The sequence below is a fragment of the Enterobacter cloacae complex sp. 382A5 genome, from assembly GCF_050031095.1.
In the GTDB taxonomy this organism is placed as follows: Bacteria; Pseudomonadota; Gammaproteobacteria; order Enterobacterales; family Enterobacteriaceae; genus Enterobacter; species Enterobacter cloacae.
In genome coordinates this window covers 196,811-220,196 of sequence record NZ_JBLGVK010000001.1, presented here as the reverse complement: position 1 = coordinate 220,196, position 23,386 = coordinate 196,811, and the positions used below count along the sequence as shown (strand labels likewise).

Genomic DNA, 23,386 nt, shown 5'->3' with positions numbered 1-23,386 from the left:
AATAGTATCGATGTACGTTTGATGGAGTTCCTGAATGGGCAGAAAAATAATGGTGGTCACCGCCGCGTATGGTGCGGATCAGGTGCGACAGGCTGGCGGCCAACGGGCGATGCTGCCCGTGATTGCCGGTGCGGGTGCCGATGGCGTAGAGATCCGCCGGGAGCTGTTCAACAGCGAAGAGCTACAGGCGCTGCCTGCGCTGGGTGAATCCATTGAGCTGCTGGGCCTGCTGGCGTGTTATTCCGCCCCCGCCCCCCTGTTTATGCCCGACGGTACCCTCAACCCCGACCTTCCCAGCTACCTTTCCGAAGCCAGCACGCTCAACGCGCTGTGGCTTAAGGTATCCCTGGGTCATTTCAGCGGCACCCGGCCGCTTACCGCCCTGCGCGCTTTGCTCAATGAGAGCGGCATGGCACTGGTGGTGGAAAACGACCAGACCGACTGCGGCCAGCTTGCGCCGATGCAGCGCTTCCAGGCCGCCTGCCGGGAAATGGCGCTCCCCGTCACGCTGACCTTCGACATGGGTAACTGGCTGTGGGTCGGCGACTCGCCGGAAGAAGCGGCAACCCGTCTGGCTCCGGCGGTCAGCTATATCCATGTGAAAGCCGCCGTACCGCATAAAGCACAGTTCCGCGCCGTCGCGCCGGATCGCGCCGATGCGCGCTGGCTGGCCCTGCTCAGTCAGTTGCCTGCCGATGCCCCACGCGGGATCGAGTTCCCGCTGGAAGGGGCGGACTTAACCGCTGTCACACGGCATTACGTTAACCTGCTGCGCGAGGAGTAAACCATGCACAAGACACTGGATGTGATCACTATCGGTGAAGCCATGGGGATGTTTGTCGCTACCGAAACCGGTGAGCTGAGCACGGTTGAGCACTTTATCAAACGCGTGGCAGGCGCAGAGCTGAATGTGGCAACGGGGCTGGCACGCCTCGGCCTGAAAACAGGCTGGGTCAGCCGCGTGGGTGACGACAGCTTTGGTCACTTCGTTCTTGATTCGCTGAAAAAAGAGGGGATTGATGCCGCAGGCGTAACGCTCGATGGACGCTTCCCGACCGGCTTTCAGCTTAAATCTAAAGTCGAAAATGGAACCGATCCCATCGTGGAATACTTCCGCAAAGGGTCGGCGGCAAGCCATCTCTCGGTGGAAGATTATCACGCCGACTACTTCGCGAGTGCACGCCATCTGCACCTGAGCGGTGTGGCAGCCGCGTTGTCAGCCAGCTCGTATGAGCTGCTCGATCATGCCGCGACCACCATGAAGGCTCAGGGGAAAACGATCTCTTTCGATCCTAACCTGCGCCCGGTGTTGTGGAAAAGCGAGGCGGAGATGGTCGAGAAGCTGAACCGTCTGGCATTCCAGGCGGACTGGGTTCTGCCGGGGGTGAAAGAAGGCGTGATCCTCACCGGTGAAAATACGCCGGAAGGGATTGCCGATTTTTACCTGAATAAAGGGGTAAAAGCGGTGGTACTGAAAACAGGTGCCGATGGCGCATGGTTTAAAACCGCGGATGGTGAACAGGGCGCGGTCGCGGCCGTGAAGGTTGAGAACGTAGTCGATACCGTCGGCGCGGGCGATGGCTTTGCTGTCGGGGTCATTAGCGCCCTGCTGGAAGGCAAGCTGCTACCGCAGGCCATCGCCCGGGGCAACTGGATCGGCTCGCTGGCCATTCAGGTGCAGGGCGACAGTGAAGGATTGCCGACGCGCGCGCAGCTTAACGAGTAAATCCCCTCTCCCGTGGGAGAGGGCCAAGGTGAGGGCAACGACCCGCACATATAATTAAACCACCGTGTACCCTACAGACAACGGCGGTAACAACCTCAACAACAGAGGCAAGCCTATGAACAGTTCGACCAATGCAGTAAAACGCTGGTGGTACATCATGCCAATCGTGTTTATCACGTACAGCCTGGCGTACCTTGATCGTGCCAACTTCAGTTTCGCATCCGCCGCGGGGATCACCGAAGACCTTGGGATCACCAAAGGTATTTCATCTCTGCTGGGCGCCCTTTTCTTCCTGGGCTACTTCTTCTTCCAGATCCCCGGCGCGATCTACGCCGAACGCCGCAGCGTGCGTAAGCTGATCTTCGTCTGTCTGATCCTGTGGGGCGCCTGCGCGTCGCTTACCGGCGTGGTCAATAATATCCCTGCCCTGGCCGCTATTCGCTTTATCCTTGGGGTAGTTGAGGCGGCGGTGATGCCCGCAATGCTGATCTACATCAGCAACTGGTTTACCAAATCTGAACGTTCCCGTGCGAACACCTTCCTGATCCTCGGTAACCCGGTCACCGTACTGTGGATGTCAGTGGTGTCCGGCTACCTGATCCAGTCTTTCGGCTGGCGTGAGATGTTTATCATCGAAGGGGTGCCGGCAATCATCTGGGCCTTCTGCTGGTGGGTGCTGGTAAAAGATAAGCCTGCTCAGGCGAAATGGCTCTCCGAAGATGAAAAAGCCGCACTGCAGGCGCAGCTGGATAAAGAGCAGCAAGGGCTGAAGGCGGTGCGTAACTATGGCGAAGCCTTCCGCTCCCGCAACGTGATCCTGCTGTGCGCGCAGTATTTTACCTGGAGTATTGGCGTGTACGGTTTCGTACTGTGGTTGCCGTCAATTATCCGCAGCGGCGGGGAAAATCTCGGTATGGTGGAAGTCGGCTGGCTCTCCTCCGTGCCCTATCTGGCGGCAACTATCGCGATGATCATCGTCTCCTGGGCATCGGACAAACTGCAAAATCGTAAGCTGTTTGTCTGGCCACTGCTGCTGATCGCTGCCTTTGCTTTCATCGGCTCCTGGGCCGTGGGCGCAAACCACTTCTGGGTCTCCTATACGCTGCTGGTGATTGCCGGTGCGGCGATGTACGCCCCGTATGGTCCCTTCTTCGCCATCATCCCGGAGATGCTGCCGCGTAATGTGGCAGGCGGCGCGATGGCACTGATTAACAGTATGGGTGCGCTCGGTTCGTTCTGCGGCTCCTGGTTCGTCGGTTACCTGAACGGTGCAACCGGCAGCCCGTCAGCCTCATACATCTTTATGGGAGTGGCGCTTTTCGCCTCAGTATGGCTTACTCTGATTGTTAAGCCTGCTAATAATCAACAACTCCCCGTCGGCGCACGCCACGCCTGAATCATTAAAAATCAACGGAGATAAGCATGAAGCCGTCCGTCATTTTGTATAAAGCACTGCCTGATGATCTGCAAAAACGCCTGGAAGAAAACTTCGCCGTCACGCAGGTGAAGAATCTAAGCCCGGAGACGGTGGCACAACACGCCGGGGCGTTCGCCCGGGCCGAAGGCCTGCTGGGTTCAAGCGAAAAAGTGGATGTCGCGTTGCTGGAAAAAATGCCGAAGCTTCGTGCTACCTCAACCGTTTCCGTGGGTTACGACAATTTTGACGTGGACGCCCTCAACGCGCGCAACATCCTGCTGATGCATACGCCACATGCCCTGACGGAGACCGTGGCCGACACGCTGATGGCGCTGATGCTCAGCACTGCCCGCCGCGTGGTGGAGGTGGCCGAGCGCGTCAAAGCGGGCGAGTGGACAAAAAGCATCGGCCCGGACTGGTTCGGTGTGGATGTTCATGGCAAAACGCTGGGGATTGTTGGCATGGGCCGGATCGGCCTGGCGCTGGCGCAGCGTGCGCATTTCGGTTTTAACATGCCGATTCTGTATAACGCACGTCGCCATCACAGCGAAGCCGAAGAACGCTTCAACGCCCGCTATTGCGAGTTGGATACGCTGTTGCAGGAAGCGGATTTTGTCTGTCTGATCCTGCCTCTGACGGACGAAACCCGGCATCTGATTGGCAAAGCGGCGTTTGAAAAGATGAAGAAATCCGCCATTTTCATCAATGCGGGTCGTGGCCCGGTCGTGGATGAGAAGGCGTTAATTGAGGCGCTACAAAACGGTGAGATCCATGCGGCCGGTCTGGACGTGTTTGAACAGGAGCCGCTGCCGGTGGATTCGCCGCTGCTTTCGCTGCCTAACGTGGTCGCGCTGCCCCATATTGGTTCTGCGACGCACGAGACGCGTTACAACATGGCGGCCACCGCGGTGGATAATCTGATCGCCGCGCTGAACGGAAACGTGGAGAAAAACTGCGTCAATCCACAGGTTCAACAGTAGAAACGAAAAAACCCGCCAGAAGGCGGGTTTTTTTAAATTCTTTGCTACTGCGTTGGAAGCTTACAGGCTTACAACGTTACCAGCTGCTGGGCCTTTAGCGCCGCTTTCGATGGTGAAGGACACTTTCTGACCTTCGTCCAGAGATTTGTAGCCATCGTTCTGGATAGCAGAGAAGTGTACGAACACGTCTTTAGAGCCATCGTCAGGAGTGATGAAGCCGAAACCTTTATCAGCGTTGAACCATTTTACCAGACCAGTCATTTTAGCAGACATAGAATTACCTTAATTAACAAATATATTGTGCCTTCCGGCTTGATGGGTTGCGTTACAGATTTTTAAGCGATGAAGGAAGGGTCACTACGAAGGGTATCTATGGATAACAATCTGGACTGCTTTACTAAACTGCTTTAGGTCTGTGTAACAAACCGACGTGAACAGTTATACCGATGTGGTAGAGGAATGACAAGCGTTATTTTAGTCATAAGTAAAAAACCCCGCCTGAAGCGGGGTTTTTTCGGTTTATTCTGTGGCAGCGACGGCTGCGCTCCATGCCTGACTAAAGGCCTGGTGCTGAGAGGCCAGCGGCCCAATCAGCGTATTGTACTGACTCGCCTGCTGCGAGGTTGGGAACTGAATACCGTTGGCAACAAAGCTCACCTGCGTTCCCTGCTGGGAGATAAAATCCCCTACCTGAACCAGCTGCTGCGTGAAGATCTGCGCGGCGGGGATCAGCGGTTGCAGGGCATCCGAAGGTTTGGTCACCACTTTCTCATACACTTTGTCGAAGACCGGTTTGAGATCGTCGCCCTGTTTCAGCGCGGAACGTGACGCGTCAGCCTGCATTTTCGCGTTCTGCAATTGCTGGCTCAGCACGCCGAGCGCACCGTTAGACTGGCGAAGCGGTTCACGTTGGGTGACATAATCCTGCGGGACACGGATGGCGTTAACGCTATCCACAACCGGACGAATGCCGGAGTCCATCGCCTGGCTTACCTGCTGTGAATAACCATACAGAATGGCGTAATCAGACACGAAGGGGCCAAACTGTTTTTTCTGATCCGCAGTCAGCGTCGGCAAACGCTCGCCGCTGCGCATCACTGTATTCTGCAGAAAATCGATAAACGCTTTGCGCTGATCGCCTTCTTTATCAAAACACCCACTCAGGCTAACAACCATCAACAACGCCGCAATAGGCGCAAACCAGCGAGAGCAGGACTTTCCTGTCGCCATTTCATTACTCCTTTCACCCAAAAAAGCGCACATCGGCACACGCGTGCCCAACGCTGACAAGGATAGTCCAGGTCAGCGCTGCAAGATACTCTTTTCATGCAAAACGGCTATTGCCATTTTATTTCTTAACTCTTTACAAAAAAATACCTGGCGAAGCCGACATATGGTTAATCAGGTAATTAGCATAACTATCCGCATAGCTGAAACGGATAAAGCGATCGTTACCGCACGATTAATCACAAGCGTGATGATCCTTCGTTTGTATTAGGGACTATTCTTAATGGGCTCTCTGATGTTCTTGATCCCGGTGTGTGATTTAAGAGGAGTTCTCAATGGAATATAAAGATCCTGAGTTTGAGCTGCTGAGCAGCCTGGAACAGATTATTTTTAAAGATGTACCGCAGACAGTGACCCTGCAACAGAAATCCAATCCCTTTACAGAATATGAGCAATTGCGCAAAGGGACAGGTTTAAAAACAGATGAATTCGCCAGAGCGATGGGTGTCAGCGTAGCGATGGTGCTGGAGTGGGAGTCGAAACGAGAGAAACCCACGCCAACCGAGTTAAAGCTGATGCGCCTGATTCAGGCCAACCCTGCACTCAGCAAACAGATAGCGTGATGCAGTACCGTGAATTACCGCCCCCGCCTTTGCGGGGGTTTGTGTTTTAAAGGCCTTCACAACGCCAGCCCGTCTCCTCCCACACCAGTTCATGCGTTAACGCCAACCCTTGCAGAAAGCTTTCATCATGGGACACCACCAGCAGTGCTCCGGGGAAACCGGCCAGCGCCGCTTCAATCGCCTGGACCGATGCCAGGTCCAGATGGTTGGTCGGTTCATCAAGCAGTAAAAGCTGCGTGGCGTGCTCGCGCCACAACACGCAGGCCAGGGCGGCTTTCAGACGCTCACCTCCGCTCAACTCTGCCAGCGGCAGTGAGACTTTATCCGCCCCCAGTTGAAGCTGTGCCAGGCGGGTGCGCAGCGTCCCCTCTTCCAGCGGCGTATTGCTCAGATTGAGATGTGCCATCACCGACTGCGTCAGATCCAGCTGCGACAGGTGCTGATCGAGATACGCACACGTCACCGATACCTTACAACTGCCTGCACGGGGTGCGGTTTCACCGAGGATGACTTTTAACAGCGTTGATTTACCGCAGCCATTGGGCCCCCTGAGCGCCACGCGCATCGGGCCGTCCATCCGCCAGTTCATTGGCGGAAGTGAGACATGCGGCAATTGCAGTTCCTCCAGCACCAGCACCTGTTTTCCCTCAGCAATCTGGCTTCCCGGCAGGGTAAACATGATCGGGGCGTCCTCTTCAACCCGTTCCCGCGCCTTGTTTACCGCGGCATTCAGCGCATCGTTTTGATCGCTGTGCTGTTTTTTCCACGAGCCGATACGCTCTTTTGCCGCCGCTTTATATTTGACCCGCTCAAACGACGCGATATTCAGGGTATCGACCGTGCGTATGGTCTTCGCCGAACGCCGCTGGCTGTCATCATGCTCTTTTTGCATTCGCGCGCGGATGCGTTTGCGCTCCGTTGCCGCATGCTCCAGCGCCGCGCGGGCAGCCTGCTGTTCAGCATCCCGTTGCTGTTTATAGTCTGCATAATTGCCGCCGTAGCTGCGCAGCCCGGAGGCGCTCAGCTCAAGAATACGTGGCACCTGCGCCAGTAGCTCACGATCGTGAGAGGCAACCAGCACGCCGCCCTGATAACGGCTCAACTGGTCGTAAAACCACGCCCGGCCTTGTCGATCCAGATGGTTGGTGGGTTCATCCAGCAACAGGAAATTCGCCTCAGCCGTAAATGCACCGCACAACAGGGCACGGATCCGCTCGCCACCGCTGAATTCGGCGGCAGGTTTATCGGGGTCAAACGGTGGCAGTTTCGCCTGGAGAAACGCCTCGTTCAGGCGTTCTGCTAAATCCCAGTAGCCGTCGAGCGTATCCAGATCGTCAGGCTGGTAATCGCCGCGATCGATGCGCTTACGCGCTGCAAAAATCGCGTCATAACCAAGCAGTTCAGCAAGCGTTGTCTGTGGGGAGATATCCTGCTGTTGTGCCACATAGACATGTGAGGCAAAACGCTCAATATGACCACTGGCAGGTTCATCCAGCCCCGCCAGCATGCGCAGCAGACGCGTTTTCCCGCTGCCATTACGACCAACGAGCGCACACAGGGATGTCTCCAGAGAGAGGTTCAGCGGGCCAAAAAGAATATCGCCCGTCGCAAACTGACAGGTGACCTGATGCAAAATAAAAGAAGGGGACTGCGCAAAATGAGCCATAAGCACTCCTGAATGAAATCAAAACATCCCCTGCCGACGCGGTCGCGTTTAGCAAGGATCGAAATTCATCAGTCGTGTTTGTTCATTTTCGGAATGCGCTCCTGAGGGAGAAAGTTAACGCCGATAAGGATAGCGGTAATATGTTGACCATTTCAAGATTAAATTTTCACCCGCACGCCATAAAAAAACCCGCCGAAGCGGGTTTTTAGCCTGTACATGCCCGGCGGGCCCATTACTGCAGCAGCGAGATATCCGCCACGCGCAGGAACAGCTCGCGCAGTTTTTCGAGCATAGAGAGACGGTTAATACGCAGATCTTTATCTTCCACGTTGACCATCACTTTTTCGAAGAAGGCGTCGATAACGTCACGCAGTTCCGCCAGTTCTACCAGCGCTTCCTGATAACGGCCTTCTGCGAAGTATGGCTCCAGCTTGTCACGCAGCACCACAACCTGCATCGCCAGGGCGATCTCTTCCGGCTCTTTCAGCGTCGCGGCGTTCACACGCTCGTTCAGCGTTTCGTCAGATTTCGCCAGAATGTTGGAGACACGCTTGTTCGCCGCCGCCAGGGCAGATGCCGCTTCAAGCGTACGGAAGTGAGAAACCGCCTTCATACGCGCATCGAAGTCAGCCGGACGCGTTGGACGACGCGCCAGCACCGCCTGAATGGTATCCACGGTGTAACCTTCGTCCTGATACCACGCGCGGAAGCGACCGAGCATAAAGTCGATCACGTCATCCACCACGTTGGCATTGGTCAGCTTGTCACCGTACAGACGCACCGCTTCTTCAGTCAGAGTCTGCAGATCGAGGTTCAGGTTCTTCTCAACGATGATACGCAGCACGCCCAGCGCCGCACGACGCAGCGCGAACGGGTCTTTATCCCCTTTCGGATGCTGGCCGATACCGAAGATCCCCGCCAGGGTATCCATTTTATCGGCAATCGCGACCGCACAGGCAACCGGGTTAGACGGCAGTTCATCGCCAGCAAAGCGCGGCTGATACTGTTCGTTCAGGGCGACCGCCACATCTTCCGCTTCGCCATCGTGACGCGCGTAGTGCATACCCATAACGCCCTGGGTGTCGGTAAACTCGAACACCATGTTGGTCATCAGGTCGCACTTGGAGAGCAGACCCGCACGGGTGGCATGGTTAACGTCCGCGCCAATTTCACGGGCGATCCAGCCGGACAGCTCCGCGATACGGTCGGTCTTGTCGCGCAGCGTACCCAGCTGCTGCTGGAACAGCACGGTCTGCAGGCGCGGCAGGTTATCTTCCAGACGTTTTTTACGGTCGGTATTGAAGAAGAACTCCGCATCCGCCAGACGTGGACGCACCACTTTCTCGTTACCGGAGATAATCTGCTGCGGATCTTTCGATTCGATGTTCGCCACGAAGATAAAGTTTGGCAGCAGCTTGCCATCGTTGGCATAAACCGGGAAGTATTTCTGGTCACCCTTCATGGTGTACACCAGCGCTTCTGCCGGAACCGCGAGGAATTTCTCTTCGAACTTCGCGGTCAGCACAACCGGCCATTCCACCAGCGAGGTGACCTCTTCCAGCAGGCTGTCGCTCAGGTCAGCGTTACCGCCAATCTTGCGCGCCGCCTCTTCTGCATCGGCTTTGATTTTGGCTTTACGCTGTTCGTAGTCAGCAATGACTTTACCGCGCTCCAGCAGGATCTGCGGATACTGGTCGGCATTGTCGATGGTGAACTCTGGCTCGCCCATAAAGCGGTGGCCGCGAATGACGCGATCGGACGCCACGCCCAGAATGGTCGCCGGAATAACGGTGTCGCCCAGCAGCAGGGTCACGGTGTGTACCGGACGCACGAAGTGTACGTCGGACGCGCCCCAGCGCATCAGCTTAGGAATGGGCAGCTTAGCCAGCGAAGTGGCGATCATGTTTGGCAGCAGTGCTTCTACGCGTTCACCTTTTACGTGAGCGCGATACAGCAGCCATTCGCCTTTGTCAGTGGTCAGACGCTCGGCCTGGTCAACGGTAATACCGCAACCACGCGCCCAGCCTTCTGCCGCTTTGCTTGGCTTGCCTTCCGCATCGAACGCCTGGGCAATCGCCGGGCCACGTTTTTCCACTTCACGATCCGGCTGAGATGCCGCCAGATTTGCTACCTTCAGCGCCAGACGACGCGGAGCAGCAAACCACTCAATTTTACCGTGCGCCAGGCCAGCGTTATCCAGCTCGGCAGTCACGTTCGCAGCAAAAGATTCAGCCAGGCTGCGCAGGGCTTTTGGTGGCAGCTCTTCGGTGCCAATTTCCACCAGGAAAGTTTTCTCAGACATGGCCGCCTCTTATTTGTTTCGGTTGCACATCGGGAAGCCAAGGGCTTCACGGGACGCATAGTAAGCTTCTGCAACGGCTTTGGTCAGGGTACGAATACGCAGAATGTAGCGCTGACGTTCAGTCACGGAGATCGCTTTGCGGGCGTCCAGCAGGTTGAAGCTGTGGGCGGCCTTCAGAATACGCTCGTAGGCAGGCAGCGGCAGCGGAGTCTCCAGCGCCAGCAGTTGCTGCGCTTCTTTCTCGTACTGCTCGAAGCAGGTGAACAGGAAGTCCACGTCCGCGTATTCGAAGTTATAGGTGGATTGTTCCACTTCGTTCTGATGGAACACGTCGCCGTAAGTGGTTTTACCCAGCGGGCCGTCGCTCCAGACCAGGTCGTAAACGCTATCTACGCCCTGAATGTACATTGCCAGACGTTCCAGACCGTAGGTGATTTCACCGGTGATCGGCTTACATTCCAGTCCGCCAACCTGCTGGAAGTAGGTGAACTGCGTCACTTCCATACCGTTAAGCCACACTTCCCAACCCAGACCCCAGGCACCCAGCGTTGGGTTTTCCCAGTTATCTTCCACGAAACGAATGTCGTGAATGGTCGGATCCATACCCAGCTCTTTCAGTGACCCAAGGTACAGTTCCTGAATATTGTCTGGCGATGGCTTAATGACCACCTGGAACTGATAGTAGTGCTGCAGACGGTTTGGGTTTTCGCCGTAACGGCCATCGGTCGGACGACGGGAAGGCTGCACATAAGCAGTCGCCATTGGCTCTGGCCCCAACGCGCGTAAGCTGGTCATCGGGTGTGAGGTGCCTGCGCCGACTTCCATGTCCAAAGGTTGAACAATGGTGCAGCCCTGGCGAGCCCAGTAATCCTGTAAGGTCAGGATCAGGCCCTGGAAGGTCTTGGTATCAAACTTTTGCATAGTATTTCGTGCTGGATACGTGTGGTTTTAAATGGAAGGGACCAGTATACCCGCTGGCTGCAAGATATACAGTACGAAACGGGGTTGTTTAGGGAAAATTGGGAAATAAGCGTTCGAGCCAGAACGCGGCGAGCGTCTGGCTGTCGATTATGCGAGCAAATTAGCGCATGGAGAGATGTAAAAACTGGCCGTCCGCATCAAACGAGCAGACAAAGCCCTCTTTACGAGAGGTATGGCCCCGAAGCTCATAGCTGCCCTGAAAACGCTCAAAGCCGGTGACATCAATTTTCTGGGTATCCAGGTTATAGCGGTGAGCCGCCTGATCTTTACACAGCTGTTCCATATTCAACGAACGTTCCGGGCTCATTTTGCCCTGCTGCGCTTTTTGCGCAGGTGCTTCCTGAGGCGTACTGCATCCGGCCAGTACCACCAGCAGAAAGAGTGACCCCACACGCTTCATCATCATTTTTATTACCGACCCGGTCAGTGGCTGTTATTTTTAGTAGCAAAGCTTTTATAGATTACGGTCTGGCATTCTGCGAATCTCGCGATGGCCAGACAAGTCCGCGTTATAAAACTCAGATTTTTCCAAGGAAAGACTTTTACACAATAGCAGTCACACTCTATTTACAGGGAAAAAGAGGAACTGATGCAGTCAAAAATTAGCTGGATTGATAATCTGCGAGGAATAGCGTGTCTGATGGTGGTGATGATCCACACGACGACCTGGTATGTTACGAACGCACACAGTATCAGCCCTGTTAACTGGGATGTCGCGAATATTCTCAACTCCGCGTCGCGTGTCAGCGTTCCGCTGTTCTTTATGATTTCCGGCTTTCTCTTTTTTGGCGAGCGTAGCGCGCAACCGCGACATTTTATTCGTATCGCCGCGTGTCTCGGGTTTTATAGCGCCGTCGCGCTAATTTACATCACGCTGTTTACCTCCATTAGCCCCGGTCTGTCACTCAAATATCTGCTGCAAAAGCCGGTGTTTTACCACCTGTGGTTTTTCTTCGCCATTATCGTTATCTACCTGGTATCACCGTTGATTCAGGTAAAAAACGTCAGCGGAAAGATGCTTCTGGCGCTGATGGTGGTGATAGGAATCATCGCCAATCCGAATACCGTCTCACAGAAAATCGACGGTTTTGAGTGGCTACCGGTAAACCTCTACATCAATGGCGATACGTTTTACTACGTGCTCTACGGCATGCTGGGGCGCGCCATCGGGATGATGGATACCCAAAAGCGGGGTATCAGCTGGCTATGTGGCGCGTTGTTTATCATCGGGGTGATTATCATTTCACGCGGGACGCTGCATGAGCTGCAATGGCGCGGCAATTTTGCCGATACATGGTACCTGTACTGCGGGCCGATGGTCTTCATTTGTGCCGTTTCCCTGCTGACGCTCGTTAAAAACACCCTGAACGCGCGCCCTCTTCCCGTGCTGGGTTTTATCTCGCGGCACTCGCTGGGGATTTATGGTTTTCACGCGCTGGTGATCCACGCACTACGCACGAGAGGCGTTGAACTCAAAAGCTGGCCAGTGCTGGACATCGTCTGGATTTTCTCCGCCACACTGGTCGTGAGCCTGTTGCTGTCGATGCTGCTACAGAAGCTAGACACCCGCCGCTTCGTCAGTTAACGACGCGCTGTCGGGCCCGATGAAACTGGCGCGGGGAGGAAAACCCTGCCGCCAGTGAGGCCTGCTCCACGCCGCGCCCCTGCAATAGCCACTGCTCCGCCACCGCCAGACGCAACTGCTCCAGGTAATCGCGAACGCTTATCCCCAAATGCGTCTGGAAAAGACGGGTTAAATGGCGCGGGCTGACATGCGCCAGCGCGGCAATATCCGGCACGTTCCACGCTTTTTGCGGGTCTGCGGTTAGCGCATCCTGAGCACGGTGGATAGCCGGATGAAGATGATTGCGATAGCGTAACCATGGCGATAGCTGCGGATCGTCCCCGGACCGGCGGAACCAGACCACCATCTCGCGTGCCACGGCCAGCGCCTTTTCTGGCCCGCACAGACGGTTAATCATATGCAGCGCCAGGTCGATACCCGAGGTGATCCCTGCGCTGGTCCAGACATTCTCATCCTGCACGAATATCCGGTTCTCTTTGATCGTCGCCGTGGGGGCGGCAACGCGTAAACGGCCGATAACCTCATGATGCGTTGTGCACTGCCGGTTGTTCAGCAGCCCTGATTTTGCTGCCAGCAAAGCCCCTGAGCAGACGCACATCACGGTGATATCCTGACGCTGAATAGCCGGCTGCAGGCGCATCAGCCAGTGCTGGATCTGCATCGCCTGCGGCGTAGAAAACTGAACGCGGGAGTCGCTTACACCAGGCAGAACCAGCAGGCTCCCTTCCGGAAGCCTTTCCGGTAATGGCGCGATACCGCTCATCATCAAACCAATCGACGTTTGCACCTCAGGTTGCGGACCAATGTAATGCAGACAAAACGCATCGCCTGCCAGGACAAAGGTTTCTGCCGGGCCAGTCATGTCTAATGACAACACCCCGGGCAACATAACGAACCAAACGTCGATGCGCATTACAGTGACTCCAGCGTCTCCGCTACCGTTTTAATCGCGGCAAATCGCCCTGACAGTACCGTTTCGGTACGATGACGAATTTCCGCAGCGCTAAGGGTTACGCCCTTGTACGTCATAGGAAACGTGAGCATTGCCTCGCTAACAAAGGTCACAGCATAACCCAGATCGGATGCCACCCGTGCGGTGGTTTCGCCGCACTGTTCAGTGCGAATACCGCATAGGATCAGCTGGTTGATATCACGCTCGCGCAGCCAGCGATCCAGGCCCGTATCGGTGAAGGCATTATGTACATGTTTCTGGAAAACCACATCCGGCTGATGACGTAAAAAGGCCATCGGTTTGACATAGCCGCTTTGCAGTGAGAAAGGGCCTTTTTCATCCACATGGAAAATATCGGCGACAGGAATACCGCGCGACTGGCAGCCTTCTGTCAGCCCCAGCATTGCCTGCTGAAAGGCCGGAACATCTTGCTCCTGCCAGTAATCGCGGTGATGAAAAGACTGTTGGGTATCGATGTTGATTAATGCAATACGTGACATGATGGTGCTCCTCGCCAGTGGGTATAAATACATACTGGCGAGGAAACAGGCACGCGGACAGACCAAAAAAGGACATCCTCATGCCTCTGACAGACAATCTCGCTTATGACATCAGCGGCAGCAACTGCTGATAGATTTTGCGGAACACATCGCGCCTTTCAGCATATCGCGCGTGGCGAGTTGCGTCGGGTAGATGGGCCTGTTCCAGCGTGAGCTGTGGCAACAGTTGCGAAAGCGGTTTGTCCGGGTTCATGGCTATCTGCGCCAGCCGCGCGGCACCCAGCGCCGGGCCCACATCGCCCCCGGTACGATAGTCCAGCTGCAATCCACTGATATCAGAGAGCATCTGGCGCCAGTAGTTGCTGCGTGCGCCGCCGCCGATCAGGGTGATGCTTGCTGGGTTCAGGCCGCAGTCATGGACCACGTCCATTCCATCCGCCAGCGCATAGCCCACGCCTTCCAGAACCGCACGCGCCAGTTCCGCAGGACCGTGCTGATGGGTTAAGCCAAAAAATACCCCTTTCGCTTCCGGGTTGTTGTGCGGTGTACGCTCACCGGAGAGATACGGTAAAAACCAGACGGTACCAGCGTTTTCATCCGCCTGCTGTGCTGCGGTAATCAATGCCGGAACATCGGCCATCCCGGTCAGCTTCGCCGCCCAGTCCAGGCAAGAAGCTGCACTGAGCATCACCGACATCAAATGCCATTTTCCTGGCAGCGCATGGCAGAAACTGTGCACCGCGCTTTCCGGGTTGCTGCGATATCCGTCGCTGACGGCAAAATAGACGCCAGAGGTGCCGAGAGACAGCATGGCCTGGCCCGCATCAACCATGCCGACACCCACGGCGCCCGCCGCGTTATCCCCGCCGCCAGCCACCACCGGCACAGCAGGCATGTTCCAGCGTTCCGCAACGGCGGACTGTAAGGTGCCGGTAATTTCGCTGCCTTCAAAGAGTGCGGGCATATGCTCACGGGTGAGATGACAGGCATCCAGCATCGCCTCGCTCCAGTCGCGTTTCGCCACGTCGAGCCACATGGTGCCAGCGGCGTCGGACATGTCGCTGGCAAAATCCCCCGTCATGCGAAAACGCAGATAATCTTTTGGCAGTAAGACCTTCGCCACCTGACGGAAAATCTCCGGCTCATGGCGTTGCACCCAGAGAAGCTTCGGCGCGGTGAAGCCGGGCATCATCAGGTTGCCGGTGATGTCACGGGACGCAGGCACTCGCTCTTCCAGGAGCGCGCACTCTTCCGCACAGCGGCCATCGTTCCAGAGGATCGCAGGGCGCAACACGCGATGCTGGCTGTCCAGCAGCGTAGCGCCGTGCATCTGTCCGGCGATACCCAGCGCGGTGACCTCACGCAAACTGTGCTGTTCACCTAACCCCTTGATTGCGCGATCCGTCGCTTGCCACCACTGCTCCGGATCCTGTTCCGACCATAACGGATGCGGACGCGAAACCTGCAGTTTTTCAGTCTGCGTTGCCAACACATCACCCTGCTCGCTTAAGAGGATGGCTTTCACACCCGATGTGCCAAGATCAATCCCGATATACATTGTGGTGGCTCCTTTGACAGAAATGCCCGGTAGCGCTTCCGCTTACCGGGCCTATGTTTTTACTTGTCGAACAAATAGTGATTAACCAGATTTTCCAGCAGTTCCTGGTGTCCGCTCTGATGCTGCGGCGCCAGCTGATGTTGTTCAGCGTACTTCGCGATTTCCGCAAGCGATAACTGGCCTTTCAAAATTTGCTGACCCAGCTCACTGTTCCAGCCGCTATAACGCTTCGCGACACGTTTATCCAGCTCACCGTCTTCAATCATGCGCGCAGCGACTTTTAGCGCCAGCGCCATGGTATCCATCGCGCCAATGTGGCCGTAGAACAGATCGTATTTATCGGTGCTCTGACGACGCACTTTGGCGTCAAAGTTCAGGCCGCCGGTAGTGAAACCACCCGCTTTGATGATTTCATACATCACCAGCGCATTCTCTTCCACGCTGTTCGGGAACTGGTCGGTATCCCAGCCCAGCTGCGCATCACCACGGTTAGCATCGACCGAGCCGAAGATGCCCAGCGCAATGGCAGACGCAATTTCGTGATGGAAAGAGTGGCCCGCCAGGGTGGCATGGTTGGCTTCAATGTTAACTTTAATCTCTTTTTCCAGGCCGAACTGCTTCAGGAAGCCGTACACGGTCGCGACGTCGTAATCGTACTGGTGCTTGGTTGGTTCCTGTGGCTTCGGTTCAATCAGCAGCGTGCCGCGGAAACCGATTTTATGCTTATGCTCAACCACCATCTGCATGAAGCGGCCAATCTGCTCGCGCTCCTGACGCAGATCGGTATTCAGCAGGGTTTCATAACCCTCACGGCCGCCCCACAGAACATAGTTCTCGCCGCCCAACTGATGCGTGGCGTTCATTGCGGTCACGACCTGCGTGGCCGCCCAGCTAAACACTTCTGGATCCGGGTTAGTTGCTGCCCCGGCACCATAGCGAGGGTTCGTGAAGCAGTTGGCCGTGCCCCACAGCAGCTTCACGTCACTTTGCTGCTGCTTCGCCGCCAGCACATCCACCATCTGCGCAAAGTTGTTCAGGTACTCTTTCAGCGATGCGCCTTCCGGCGACACATCCACGTCATGGAAGCAGTAATACGGCACGTTCAGCTTGTGGAAGAATTCAAATGCCACATCCGCTTTACGCTTCGCCAGCTCGATAGCCTCTCCCGGCTGTTGCCACGGACGGTCAAAGGAACCCACACCGAACATATCGGCGCCGTTCCAGCAGAAGGTATGCCAGTAACAGGCGGCAAAGCGCAGATGATCTTCCATGCGCTTACCCAGCACCAGCTCATCCGGGTTGTAGTGACGAAATGCTAAAGGATTGGTCGTTTTCGGGCCTTCGTAACGAACACGATCGAGTTGGTCGAAATAAGCTTGCATATTGAGCTCCATAATCAGGGTATGCGGCGAGTCGTTGATACAGGAGTAATAGTGAATAGACATTTTGGGTTGCTCAATTACGTTATTTCACACTGCTATTGAGAGAATGCGCAACTGTGCGCTGGCTCGCAAAATAATGCGCAAGCAAACTATTTTTCGGCGCAGATTCCATAATCAAATGTAATTAAGACCTTACGTATTTTAAAATCCGATCGCGGTCATAAATTCAGAAATAAACCAAATATCGTAATGAGAAGATAAAAATCTGTAATTGCCAGCCCGCCTTTCCGCGTTAAAAATTTGCTGCGTCTAAGCAGTGAATGTTTCTTTTATCTCAGCAACACATACCCCTACAAAAGGCCTAATAATTATGAAGATAAAGAACCTGACCCTAACGCTCTGCACTACTCTCCTCCTAGCAAGCTTTGCAGGACATGCCAAAGAGGTCAAAATTGGCATGGCGATTGACGACCTGCGTCTGGAGCGCTGGCAAAAAGATCGCGATATTTTTGTTAAAAAAGCGGAATCACTTGGCGCAAGTGTGTTTGTGCAGTCTGCAAATGGCAACGAAGAAACGCAGATGTCGCAAATTGAGAATATGATTAACCGTGGCGTTGATGTACTGGTCATTATCCCTTATAACGGCCAGGTATTAAGTAACGTCGTGAAAGAAGCGAAGCAAGAAGGGATTAAAGTTCTGGCGTATGATCGCATGATTAATAATGCGGACATTGATTATTATATTTCGTTCGACAATGAAAAAGTGGGTGAACTGCAGGCAAAAAGCCTGGTCGATAAAGTGCCGCAGGGCAATTATTTCCTGATGGGCGGCTCACCGGTGGATAACAACGCCAAACTGTTCCGCGAAGGTCAGATGAAAGTCCTCAAGCCGTATATCGACAGCGGCAAGATTAAAGTGGTTGGCGATCAGTGGGCGGACGGCTGGTTGCCTGAAAACGCGCTGAAAATTATGGAAAACGCGCTAACCGCGAATAATAACAAAATTGATGCCGTCGTCGCCTCCAACGACGCCACCGCCGGGGGTGCCATTCAGGCGCTGAGCGCGCAGGGGCTGGCCGGGAAAGTGGCCATTTCAGGCCAGGATGCGGATCTCGCCGGTGTAAAACGCATCATTGCGGGCACCCAGACCATGACGGTGTATAAGCCCATCACTGAACTGGCCAACACGGCTGCAGAGATCGCCGTAGAGCTGGGGAACGGTAAACAACCGAAAGCCGACGCGACGCTGAACAACGGTCTGAAAGATGTACCGGCACGCCTGCTCACGCCAATTGAAGTCAATAAAGAGAACATTGACGCCACCGTTATCAAAGACGGTTTCCACAAGAAGAGTGAACTGTAATCCAGCGCAGCCCCTGCCCTGCGGGGGCGCATCGACTTGTACTGTTTTTACCTCGGGTCATGTGGAGCAGTTATGCCTTATTTACTTGAAATGAAGAGCATCACCAAGCGTTTTGGCGCGGTGAAAGCGGTCGATAACGTGAGCCTGCGGCTAAATCCTGGTGAAGTGGTTTCGCTCTGCGGCGAAAACGGTTCGGGTAAGTCGACGCTGATGAAAGTGTTGTGCGGGATCTATCCGCATGGCAGCTACGAAGGTGAAATTGTCTTTGCCGGCGAGGTCATTCAGGCCACCCACATTCGCGATACTGAACGTAAGGGTATCGCCATCATTCACCAGGAGCTGGCGCTGGTGAAGCATCTCACCGTGCTGGAGAACATTTTCCTCGGGGCCGAAATTTCGCGCCACGGCGTGCTGGATTACGACACCATGACGCTACGCTGTGAAAAATTGCTGGCGCAGGTCAGTCTGGCCATTTCGCCGGATACCCGCGTGGGAGACCTGGGTCTGGGGCAGCAACAGCTGGTTGAAATCGCTAAGGCGCTGAACAAACAGGTCAGGCTGCTGATCCTCGACGAACCCACGGCCTCTCTCACCGAACAGGAAACGGCCGTCCTGCTGGATATCATCCGCGATCTGCAAAACCACGGTATCGCCTGCATCTACATTTCTCACAAACTCAACGAGGTCAAAGCCATTTCGGACACCATCTGCGTGATCCGCGATGGTCAACACATCGGCACACGCGAAGCCGAAGGCATGAGCGAGGATGACATCATCACCATGATGGTGGGCCGCGAACTGACGGCGCTCTACCCGAATGAACCTCACACAACGGGTGATGAAGTGTTACGCGTAGAAAACCTGACCGCGTGGCACCCGGTAAATCGCCATATCAAACGCGTAAACAACATCTCCTTTTCCCTGCACCGGGGTGAAATTCTCGGTGTTGCCGGGCTCGTCGGCGCCGGACGTACTGAAGCCGTGCAGTGCCTGTTCGGCGTCTGGCCAGGGCGCTGGGAAGGCACGGTTTATATTGATGGCAAGCCGGTGAAAATCGACAACTGCCAGCAGGCAATTGCCCACGGAATTGCCATGGTGCCGGAAGACCGCAAAAAAGACGGCATCGTGCCGGTAATGGCGGTGGGTAAAAACATCACGCTCGCGGCACTCGATCAGTTCTCCGGCGCGCTGAGCAGCCTTGATGATGCCGCAGAGCAGCAGTGCATTTTGCAATCTCTCGCCCGCCTCAAAGTGAAAACAACCTCACCGGAACTGGCCATTGGACGCCTGAGCGGAGGCAACCAGCAAAAAGCCATTCTGGCGCGCTGTCTGCTCCTCAATCCACGCATCTTGATCCTGGATGAGCCGACGCGCGGCATTGATATCGGTGCAAAGTACGAAATCTACAAACTGATTAATCAGCTTGTACAGCAAGGGATCGCCGTCATTGTCATCTCCTCTGAATTACCCGAAGTGCTCGGCCTGAGCGACCGTGTGCTGGTCATGCACGAGGGCAAACTGAAAGCCAATCTGATTAACCAGAACCTGACGCAGGAGCAGGTGATGGAAGCCGCTTTAAGGAGCGAACGTCATGTCGAAAAGCAATCCGTCTGATATCAAAGTCGCTGTTCAGACGCCCGGTGCATTCGCGGGGTTAAAAGCGCTGAACCTGCAGGTATTCGTGATGATCGCGGCCATTATCGCCATCATGCTGTTTTTTACCTGGATGACCGATGGCTCCTACCTGAGCGCGCGTAACGTCTCTAACCTGCTGCGCCAGACTGCCATCACCGGCATTCTGGCCGTGGGCATGGTCTTCGTCATTATTTCGGCGGAAATCGACCTGTCGGTGGGGTCGATGATGGGCCTGCTCGGCGGCGTCGCGGCCATTTTTGACGTCTGGCTCGGCTGGCCGCTGCCGCTGACCGTGGCGGTGACGCTGGTATTAGGTCTGGTGCTGGGTGCCTGGAACGGCTGGTGGGTTGCCTACCGGAAGGTCCCGTCGTTCATTGTTACTCTGGCAGGAATGCTGGCCTTCCGCGGCGTATTGATTGGCATCACCAACGGCACCACCGTCTCTCCCACCAGCGCCGCCATGTCACAGATTGGTCAGAGCTACCTCTCCGACAGCGTGGGCTTTACCATCGGCGTGGTCGGGCTGCTGGCGTTCGTGGCCTGGCAGTGGCGTGGCCGTATGCGCCGTCAGTCGCTGGGGCTGGCCTCCTCCCCATCAACATCCGTGGTGGGACGTCAGGCACTGACAGCGGTGATCGTGCTCGGCGCGATTTGGCTCCTGAATGACTATCGCGGCGTGCCTACGCCAGTTCTCCTGCTGGCCCTCCTGCTGCTGGGCGGCATGTTTATGGCCACGCGCACCGCGTTTGGCCGCCGTATTTACGCCATCGGCGGTAACCTTGAGGCCGCCCGTCTGTCAGGCATTAACGTAGAGCGCACCAAACTGGCGGTCTTTGCCATTAACGGCCTGATGGTTGCTATCGCAGGGTTGATCCTCAGCTCGCGTCTCGGGGCGGGTTCGCCGTCTGCCGGGAACATTGCCGAGCTGGATGCTATCGCCGCCTGCGTCATTGGCGGTACCAGCCTCGCAGGCGGTGTCGGCAGCGTGGCGGGCGCGGTGATGGGGGCATTTATCATGGCTTCGTTGGATAACGGGATGAGTATGATGGACGTCCCGACGTTTTGGCAGTATATCGTCAAGGGGGCCATTCTTTTGCTGGCAGTCTGGATGGACTCTGCCACCAAGCGGCGTACCTGATAACCGTATTGTGACTTATTTGGGAAGCGAGCCATGTTTGAAAAGCGTCACCGCATTACGTTGTTATTCAATGCCAACAAAGCTTACGACCGACAGGTGGTAGAGGGCGTTGGTGAATATTTGCAGGCGTCGCAATCTGAGTGGGATATTTTTATCGAAGAGGATTTCCGCACCCGACTCGAGAACATCAAAGACTGGCTGGGCGATGGCGTCATCGCTGACTATGACGACCCGGTCATTGAGCAATTACTGACTGACGTCGACGTCCCGATTGTGGGCGTCGGCGGCTCTTACCATTCGCCCGAGCACTATCCTCCCGTCCACTATATCGCCACCGATAACCATGCGCTGGTCGAAAGCGCGTTTCTGCATTTAAAGGAGAAAGGCGTCCATCGCTTTGCGTTCTATGGTTTACCAGCCTCCAGCGGCAAGCGCTGGGCCGTTGAGCGCGAACACGCCTTTTGTCAGCTTGTCGCCCAGGAGAAATACCGCGGCGTGGTCTATCAGGGGCTGGAAACCGCGCCGGAAAACTGGCAGCACGCGCAAAACCGTCTGGCTGACTGGCTGCAGACGCTGCCGCCGCAAACCGGCATTATTGCCGTGACGGACGCCCGTGCGCGCCACGTATTGCAGGTCTGCGAACATTTGCACATTCCGGTGCCGGAGAAGCTGTGCGTGATTGGCATCGATAACGAAGAGCTCACCCGCTACCTTTCTCGCGTGGCTCTCTCCTCTGTGGCACAGGGCACCCGACAGATGGGGTATCAGGCCGCAAAATTACTGCATCGTCTGCTGGATAACGAATCCCTGCCACTTCAGCGCCTGCTGGTTCCCCCGGTCCGCGTGGTAGAACGTCGCTCAACGGATTACCGCTCCTTAAACGACCCGGCAGTCATTCAGGCGATGCACTTTATCCGCAACCACGCCTGCAAAGGTATCAAGGTCGATCAGGTGCTGGATTCCGTGGGTATTTCCCGTTCAAATCTGGAGAAGCGTTTTAAAGAGGAAGTGGGCGAAACCATTCATGCGGTCATTCACGCAGAGAAGCTGGAGAAAGCGCGCAGTTTGCTCATCTCCACGTCGCTGTCGATCAACGAAATCTCGCAGATGTGCGGCTACCCGTCGCTGCAGTATTTTTATTCGGTGTTCCGTAAAGAGTATGACAACACACCGAAAGAGTATCGGGAACGCCACAGCGAAGTCATGATGTAGAAAAGAAAACGCCTTCCAGTGGAAGGCGTTATTGGGATTACATATGGGCGGCGATAAGTCGCTGGTTATCCTGGTACATCGCAAACAGATAGTTGTTATAGCGCTGACCCTGGGTGGAATAACCTTTCAGCTTGTGGATCATCGTACTGGCCGTCACTTCCTGATCCGCTTTACGCAGCTGTGCGCGTGACTTACGGAACGACGAGTAGGCCGGATGGGTGTTCAGGTTTACCACATAGGCATTTACTGAATCTTTCACCGATTCAAACTGCGAGTAGCCCTTCACCTTGCCCGGTGCATTTTTACAACGTCCCTTCACACACTTCATGCCGAAGAGGTTGTTGTTGTTGCGCGCCAGCTTCGAGGTTCCCCAGCCACTTTCGGCTGCAGCCATTGTCGCAACCATGCTGCCCGGGATGATGTCGACACGCTCAAGGAGCGAGTTCCACGGCACACGACGGGTGTTACCGTTCCAGCTTACCTTGTAGCGCTTTGCGATATCTTTCAGGCGCGCGCGCTCAGACGGCGTCCAGCGGCTATCGTACTGTTTGGCGATCAACCAGTTACGATCTGCCGTAATCGCGGCGTTTTGACTTGTGATGTAAGGCATTACTGTCCGGAGAAACGCTTTTTTCCTTGGTGTTCCGGAAGGGTATTTTCGCAAATCAGGAAGTGAACTACTCTTTGCACTATTGCGAGAATACTCTTGTTTACTGCTAACCTTACTGCTTGTCGTCTTTATTACGTGGGCTTTCTTACTCGTTGTATCCGTGTGCGTCTTTGCAAGCACCCCACCCGAAAATGTCGTGGTGAGTAACATGAGTATCGCGGCCCCATATCGTCGAATGGGAGTCGATATCATTAGGTCTCCTGGTCGGATATAAACATTCCAACACCTTATTTTTTCACAAATTTGAGAGCGGAATCTCAAATCATATCAAAAATAGACTTCAAGAGCACGTATAGAAATAGTCCAATTCCGAAACTATGTCACCTGAAACGTGCTCACTTAAGCATCAATTCTGAAAATTTGTGTGCGATCTCGCAGATAACTGCCTAATTTTGCGCGGGATCACTCATCCTCTCGCGTCATCCTTGCAGAAAGCGCCGGGGGATGAGTTTTTACGCCTCACCTGATG

The 23,386-nt window shown here is 55.2% G+C and carries 21 protein-coding genes; 10 read left to right on the top strand and 11 right to left on the bottom strand.

All coding sequences use genetic code 11. From position 1 onward, the window contains the following. The first annotated feature begins 34 nt into the window (after window positions 1–34). From ACQG2G_RS01045 to ghrB, 4 genes are all read left to right on the top strand, one after another. The gene (locus tag ACQG2G_RS01045; RefSeq protein WP_061772188.1) at window positions 35–784 is read left to right on the top strand and encodes a sugar phosphate isomerase/epimerase family protein; all 750 of its coding nucleotides are present in this window, start codon (window positions 35–37) and stop codon (window positions 782–784) included. Between the two features lie 3 nt (window positions 785–787). Then, window positions 788–1,726 (top strand): sugar kinase, encoded by a 939-nt coding sequence (locus tag ACQG2G_RS01040; protein WP_061772187.1) that lies wholly within the window; start codon window positions 788–790, stop codon window positions 1,724–1,726. A gap of 115 nt (window positions 1,727–1,841) precedes the next feature. Then, window positions 1,842–3,122, top strand: coding sequence for an MFS transporter (locus ACQG2G_RS01035; RefSeq protein WP_013094976.1), 1,281 nt, complete (start codon window positions 1,842–1,844; stop codon window positions 3,120–3,122). A 26-nt stretch (window positions 3,123–3,148) separates the two neighbouring features. Next, entirely contained in the window at window positions 3,149–4,123 is a 975-nt protein-coding gene (gene ghrB, locus ACQG2G_RS01030) for a glyoxylate/hydroxypyruvate reductase GhrB (protein ID WP_061772186.1), read from the top strand. 60 nt (window positions 4,124–4,183) lie between these two features. Here the strand turns inward: ghrB and cspE are convergent, their stop codons facing one another. Both cspE and ACQG2G_RS01020 read right to left on the bottom strand, forming a co-directional pair. Next, the gene (cspE, locus tag ACQG2G_RS01025; RefSeq protein ID WP_003860775.1) at window positions 4,184–4,396 is read right to left on the bottom strand and encodes a transcription antiterminator/RNA stability regulator CspE; all 213 of its coding nucleotides are present in this window, start codon (window positions 4,394–4,396) and stop codon (window positions 4,184–4,186) included. 246 nt (window positions 4,397–4,642) lie between these two features. Next, a complete protein-coding gene (locus ACQG2G_RS01020; RefSeq protein WP_013094974.1) occupies window positions 4,643–5,353 on the bottom strand; it encodes a DUF3053 domain-containing protein in 711 nt (236 codons plus the stop codon). A 332-nt stretch (window positions 5,354–5,685) separates the two neighbouring features. Here ACQG2G_RS01020 and ACQG2G_RS01015 point away from each other — a divergent pair, with 332 nt between their 5' ends. Next, a complete protein-coding gene (locus ACQG2G_RS01015; protein ID WP_013094972.1) occupies window positions 5,686–5,973 on the top strand; it encodes an HTH-type transcriptional regulator in 288 nt (95 codons plus the stop codon). A 46-nt stretch (window positions 5,974–6,019) separates the two neighbouring features. Here ACQG2G_RS01015 and ACQG2G_RS01010 read toward each other — a convergent pair whose 3' ends face one another. From ACQG2G_RS01010 to ACQG2G_RS00995, 4 genes are all read right to left on the bottom strand, one after another. Then, the gene (locus ACQG2G_RS01010; protein WP_061772185.1) at window positions 6,020–7,639 is read right to left on the bottom strand and encodes an ABC-F family ATP-binding cassette domain-containing protein; all 1,620 of its coding nucleotides are present in this window, start codon (window positions 7,637–7,639) and stop codon (window positions 6,020–6,022) included. 232 nt (window positions 7,640–7,871) lie between these two features. Beyond that, entirely contained in the window at window positions 7,872–9,941 is a 2,070-nt protein-coding gene (gene glyS, locus ACQG2G_RS01005) for a glycine--tRNA ligase subunit beta (protein WP_061771932.1), read from the bottom strand. 9 nt (window positions 9,942–9,950) lie between these two features. Beyond that, window positions 9,951–10,862, bottom strand: coding sequence for a glycine--tRNA ligase subunit alpha (glyQ, locus tag ACQG2G_RS01000; protein ID WP_003860141.1), 912 nt, complete (start codon window positions 10,860–10,862; stop codon window positions 9,951–9,953). Window positions 10,863–11,022: 160 nt separating this feature from the next. After that, window positions 11,023–11,328 carry a YsaB family lipoprotein gene (locus ACQG2G_RS00995; protein WP_023620070.1) on the bottom strand — a complete coding sequence of 102 codons (306 nt, stop codon included), beginning with the start codon at window positions 11,326–11,328 and terminating at the stop codon, window positions 11,023–11,025. A gap of 183 nt (window positions 11,329–11,511) precedes the next feature. On the opposite strand from ACQG2G_RS00995, the gene ACQG2G_RS00990 reads away from it, so the two are divergent. Beyond that, complete coding sequence (locus tag ACQG2G_RS00990; RefSeq protein WP_029882714.1) at window positions 11,512–12,507, top strand: acyltransferase; 996 nt, start codon at window positions 11,512–11,514, stop codon at window positions 12,505–12,507. Here the strand turns inward: ACQG2G_RS00990 and ACQG2G_RS00985 are convergent. The 4 genes from ACQG2G_RS00985 to xylA form a co-directional block, all read right to left on the bottom strand. Beyond that, window positions 12,500–13,420, bottom strand: coding sequence for a GlxA family transcriptional regulator (locus ACQG2G_RS00985; RefSeq protein WP_040020961.1), 921 nt, complete (start codon window positions 13,418–13,420; stop codon window positions 12,500–12,502). The genes ACQG2G_RS00990 and ACQG2G_RS00985 overlap by 8 nt on opposite strands. Then, window positions 13,420–13,959, bottom strand: a complete 540-nt coding sequence (locus tag ACQG2G_RS00980) for an isochorismatase family protein (RefSeq protein WP_061771931.1) — start codon at window positions 13,957–13,959, stop codon at window positions 13,420–13,422. The genes ACQG2G_RS00985 and ACQG2G_RS00980 overlap by 1 nt, the downstream gene beginning before the upstream one ends. Before the next feature lie 103 nt (window positions 13,960–14,062). Next, window positions 14,063–15,517, bottom strand: a complete 1,455-nt coding sequence (gene xylB, locus ACQG2G_RS00975) for a xylulokinase (protein ID WP_061771930.1) — start codon at window positions 15,515–15,517, stop codon at window positions 14,063–14,065. A 59-nt stretch (window positions 15,518–15,576) separates the two neighbouring features. Next, the gene (gene xylA / locus ACQG2G_RS00970) at window positions 15,577–16,899 is read right to left on the bottom strand and encodes a xylose isomerase (RefSeq protein WP_226836498.1); all 1,323 of its coding nucleotides are present in this window, start codon (window positions 16,897–16,899) and stop codon (window positions 15,577–15,579) included. A gap of 370 nt (window positions 16,900–17,269) precedes the next feature. Here xylA and xylF point away from each other — a divergent pair, with 370 nt between their 5' ends. From xylF to xylR, 4 genes are all read left to right on the top strand, one after another. Beyond that, window positions 17,270–18,262 (top strand): D-xylose ABC transporter substrate-binding protein, encoded by a 993-nt coding sequence (xylF, locus tag ACQG2G_RS00965; protein WP_013094963.1) that lies wholly within the window; start codon window positions 17,270–17,272, stop codon window positions 18,260–18,262. Window positions 18,263–18,334: 72 nt separating this feature from the next. Beyond that, window positions 18,335–19,876: a xylose ABC transporter ATP-binding protein gene (locus tag ACQG2G_RS00960; protein WP_061771929.1), complete on the top strand. Its 1,542-nt coding sequence runs from the start codon at window positions 18,335–18,337 to the stop codon at window positions 19,874–19,876. Next, window positions 19,854–21,035 carry a xylose ABC transporter permease XylH gene (gene xylH, locus ACQG2G_RS00955; RefSeq protein ID WP_020686536.1) on the top strand — a complete coding sequence of 394 codons (1,182 nt, stop codon included), beginning with the start codon at window positions 19,854–19,856 and terminating at the stop codon, window positions 21,033–21,035. Before ACQG2G_RS00960 ends, xylH begins: the two co-directional genes overlap by 23 nt. A 33-nt stretch (window positions 21,036–21,068) precedes the next feature. After that, window positions 21,069–22,247, top strand: a complete 1,179-nt coding sequence (xylR, locus tag ACQG2G_RS00950) for a D-xylose utilization transcriptional activator XylR (protein WP_014830205.1) — start codon at window positions 21,069–21,071, stop codon at window positions 22,245–22,247. 37 nt (window positions 22,248–22,284) lie between these two features. Here the strand turns inward: xylR and ACQG2G_RS00945 are convergent, their stop codons facing one another. Further along, the gene (locus ACQG2G_RS00945; protein ID WP_014830204.1) at window positions 22,285–23,109 is read right to left on the bottom strand and encodes a protein bax; all 825 of its coding nucleotides are present in this window, start codon (window positions 23,107–23,109) and stop codon (window positions 22,285–22,287) included. Between the last annotated feature and the right edge of the window lie 277 nt (window positions 23,110–23,386).

Excerpts from the sequence above, each read along its gene's own strand:
- cspE (WP_003860775.1), bottom strand. The coding sequence starts at position 4,396 with ATGTCTGCTAAAATGACTGGTCTGGTAAAATGGTTCAACGCTGATAAA.
- xylR (WP_014830205.1), top strand. The coding sequence starts at position 21,069 with ATGTTTGAAAAGCGTCACCGCATTACGTTGTTATTCAATGCCAACAAA.
- ACQG2G_RS01020 (WP_013094974.1), bottom strand. The coding sequence starts at position 5,353 with ATGGCGACAGGAAAGTCCTGCTCTCGCTGGTTTGCGCCTATTGCGGCG.
- ghrB (WP_061772186.1), top strand. The coding sequence starts at position 3,149 with ATGAAGCCGTCCGTCATTTTGTATAAAGCACTGCCTGATGATCTGCAA.
- ACQG2G_RS01015 (WP_013094972.1), top strand. The coding sequence starts at position 5,686 with ATGGAATATAAAGATCCTGAGTTTGAGCTGCTGAGCAGCCTGGAACAG.
- ACQG2G_RS01035 (WP_013094976.1), top strand. The coding sequence starts at position 1,842 with ATGAACAGTTCGACCAATGCAGTAAAACGCTGGTGGTACATCATGCCA.
- ACQG2G_RS00995 (WP_023620070.1), bottom strand. The coding sequence starts at position 11,328 with ATGATGATGAAGCGTGTGGGGTCACTCTTTCTGCTGGTGGTACTGGCC.
- ACQG2G_RS01040 (WP_061772187.1), top strand. The coding sequence starts at position 788 with ATGCACAAGACACTGGATGTGATCACTATCGGTGAAGCCATGGGGATG.
- xylA (WP_226836498.1), bottom strand. The coding sequence starts at position 16,899 with ATGCAAGCTTATTTCGACCAACTCGATCGTGTTCGTTACGAAGGCCCG.
- xylH (WP_020686536.1), top strand. The coding sequence starts at position 19,854 with ATGTCGAAAAGCAATCCGTCTGATATCAAAGTCGCTGTTCAGACGCCC.
- ACQG2G_RS00985 (WP_040020961.1), bottom strand. The coding sequence starts at position 13,420 with ATGCGCATCGACGTTTGGTTCGTTATGTTGCCCGGGGTGTTGTCATTA.
- ACQG2G_RS01045 (WP_061772188.1), top strand. The coding sequence starts at position 35 with ATGGGCAGAAAAATAATGGTGGTCACCGCCGCGTATGGTGCGGATCAG.
- ACQG2G_RS00990 (WP_029882714.1), top strand. The coding sequence starts at position 11,512 with ATGCAGTCAAAAATTAGCTGGATTGATAATCTGCGAGGAATAGCGTGT.
- xylB (WP_061771930.1), bottom strand. The coding sequence starts at position 15,517 with ATGTATATCGGGATTGATCTTGGCACATCGGGTGTGAAAGCCATCCTC.
- ACQG2G_RS00960 (WP_061771929.1), top strand. The coding sequence starts at position 18,335 with ATGCCTTATTTACTTGAAATGAAGAGCATCACCAAGCGTTTTGGCGCG.
- glyS (WP_061771932.1), bottom strand. The coding sequence starts at position 9,941 with ATGTCTGAGAAAACTTTCCTGGTGGAAATTGGCACCGAAGAGCTGCCA.
- ACQG2G_RS00945 (WP_014830204.1), bottom strand. The coding sequence starts at position 23,109 with ATGATATCGACTCCCATTCGACGATATGGGGCCGCGATACTCATGTTA.
- glyQ (WP_003860141.1), bottom strand. The coding sequence starts at position 10,862 with ATGCAAAAGTTTGATACCAAGACCTTCCAGGGCCTGATCCTGACCTTA.
- ACQG2G_RS01010 (WP_061772185.1), bottom strand. The coding sequence starts at position 7,639 with ATGGCTCATTTTGCGCAGTCCCCTTCTTTTATTTTGCATCAGGTCACC.
- ACQG2G_RS00980 (WP_061771931.1), bottom strand. The coding sequence starts at position 13,959 with ATGTCACGTATTGCATTAATCAACATCGATACCCAACAGTCTTTTCAT.
- xylF (WP_013094963.1), top strand. The coding sequence starts at position 17,270 with ATGAAGATAAAGAACCTGACCCTAACGCTCTGCACTACTCTCCTCCTA.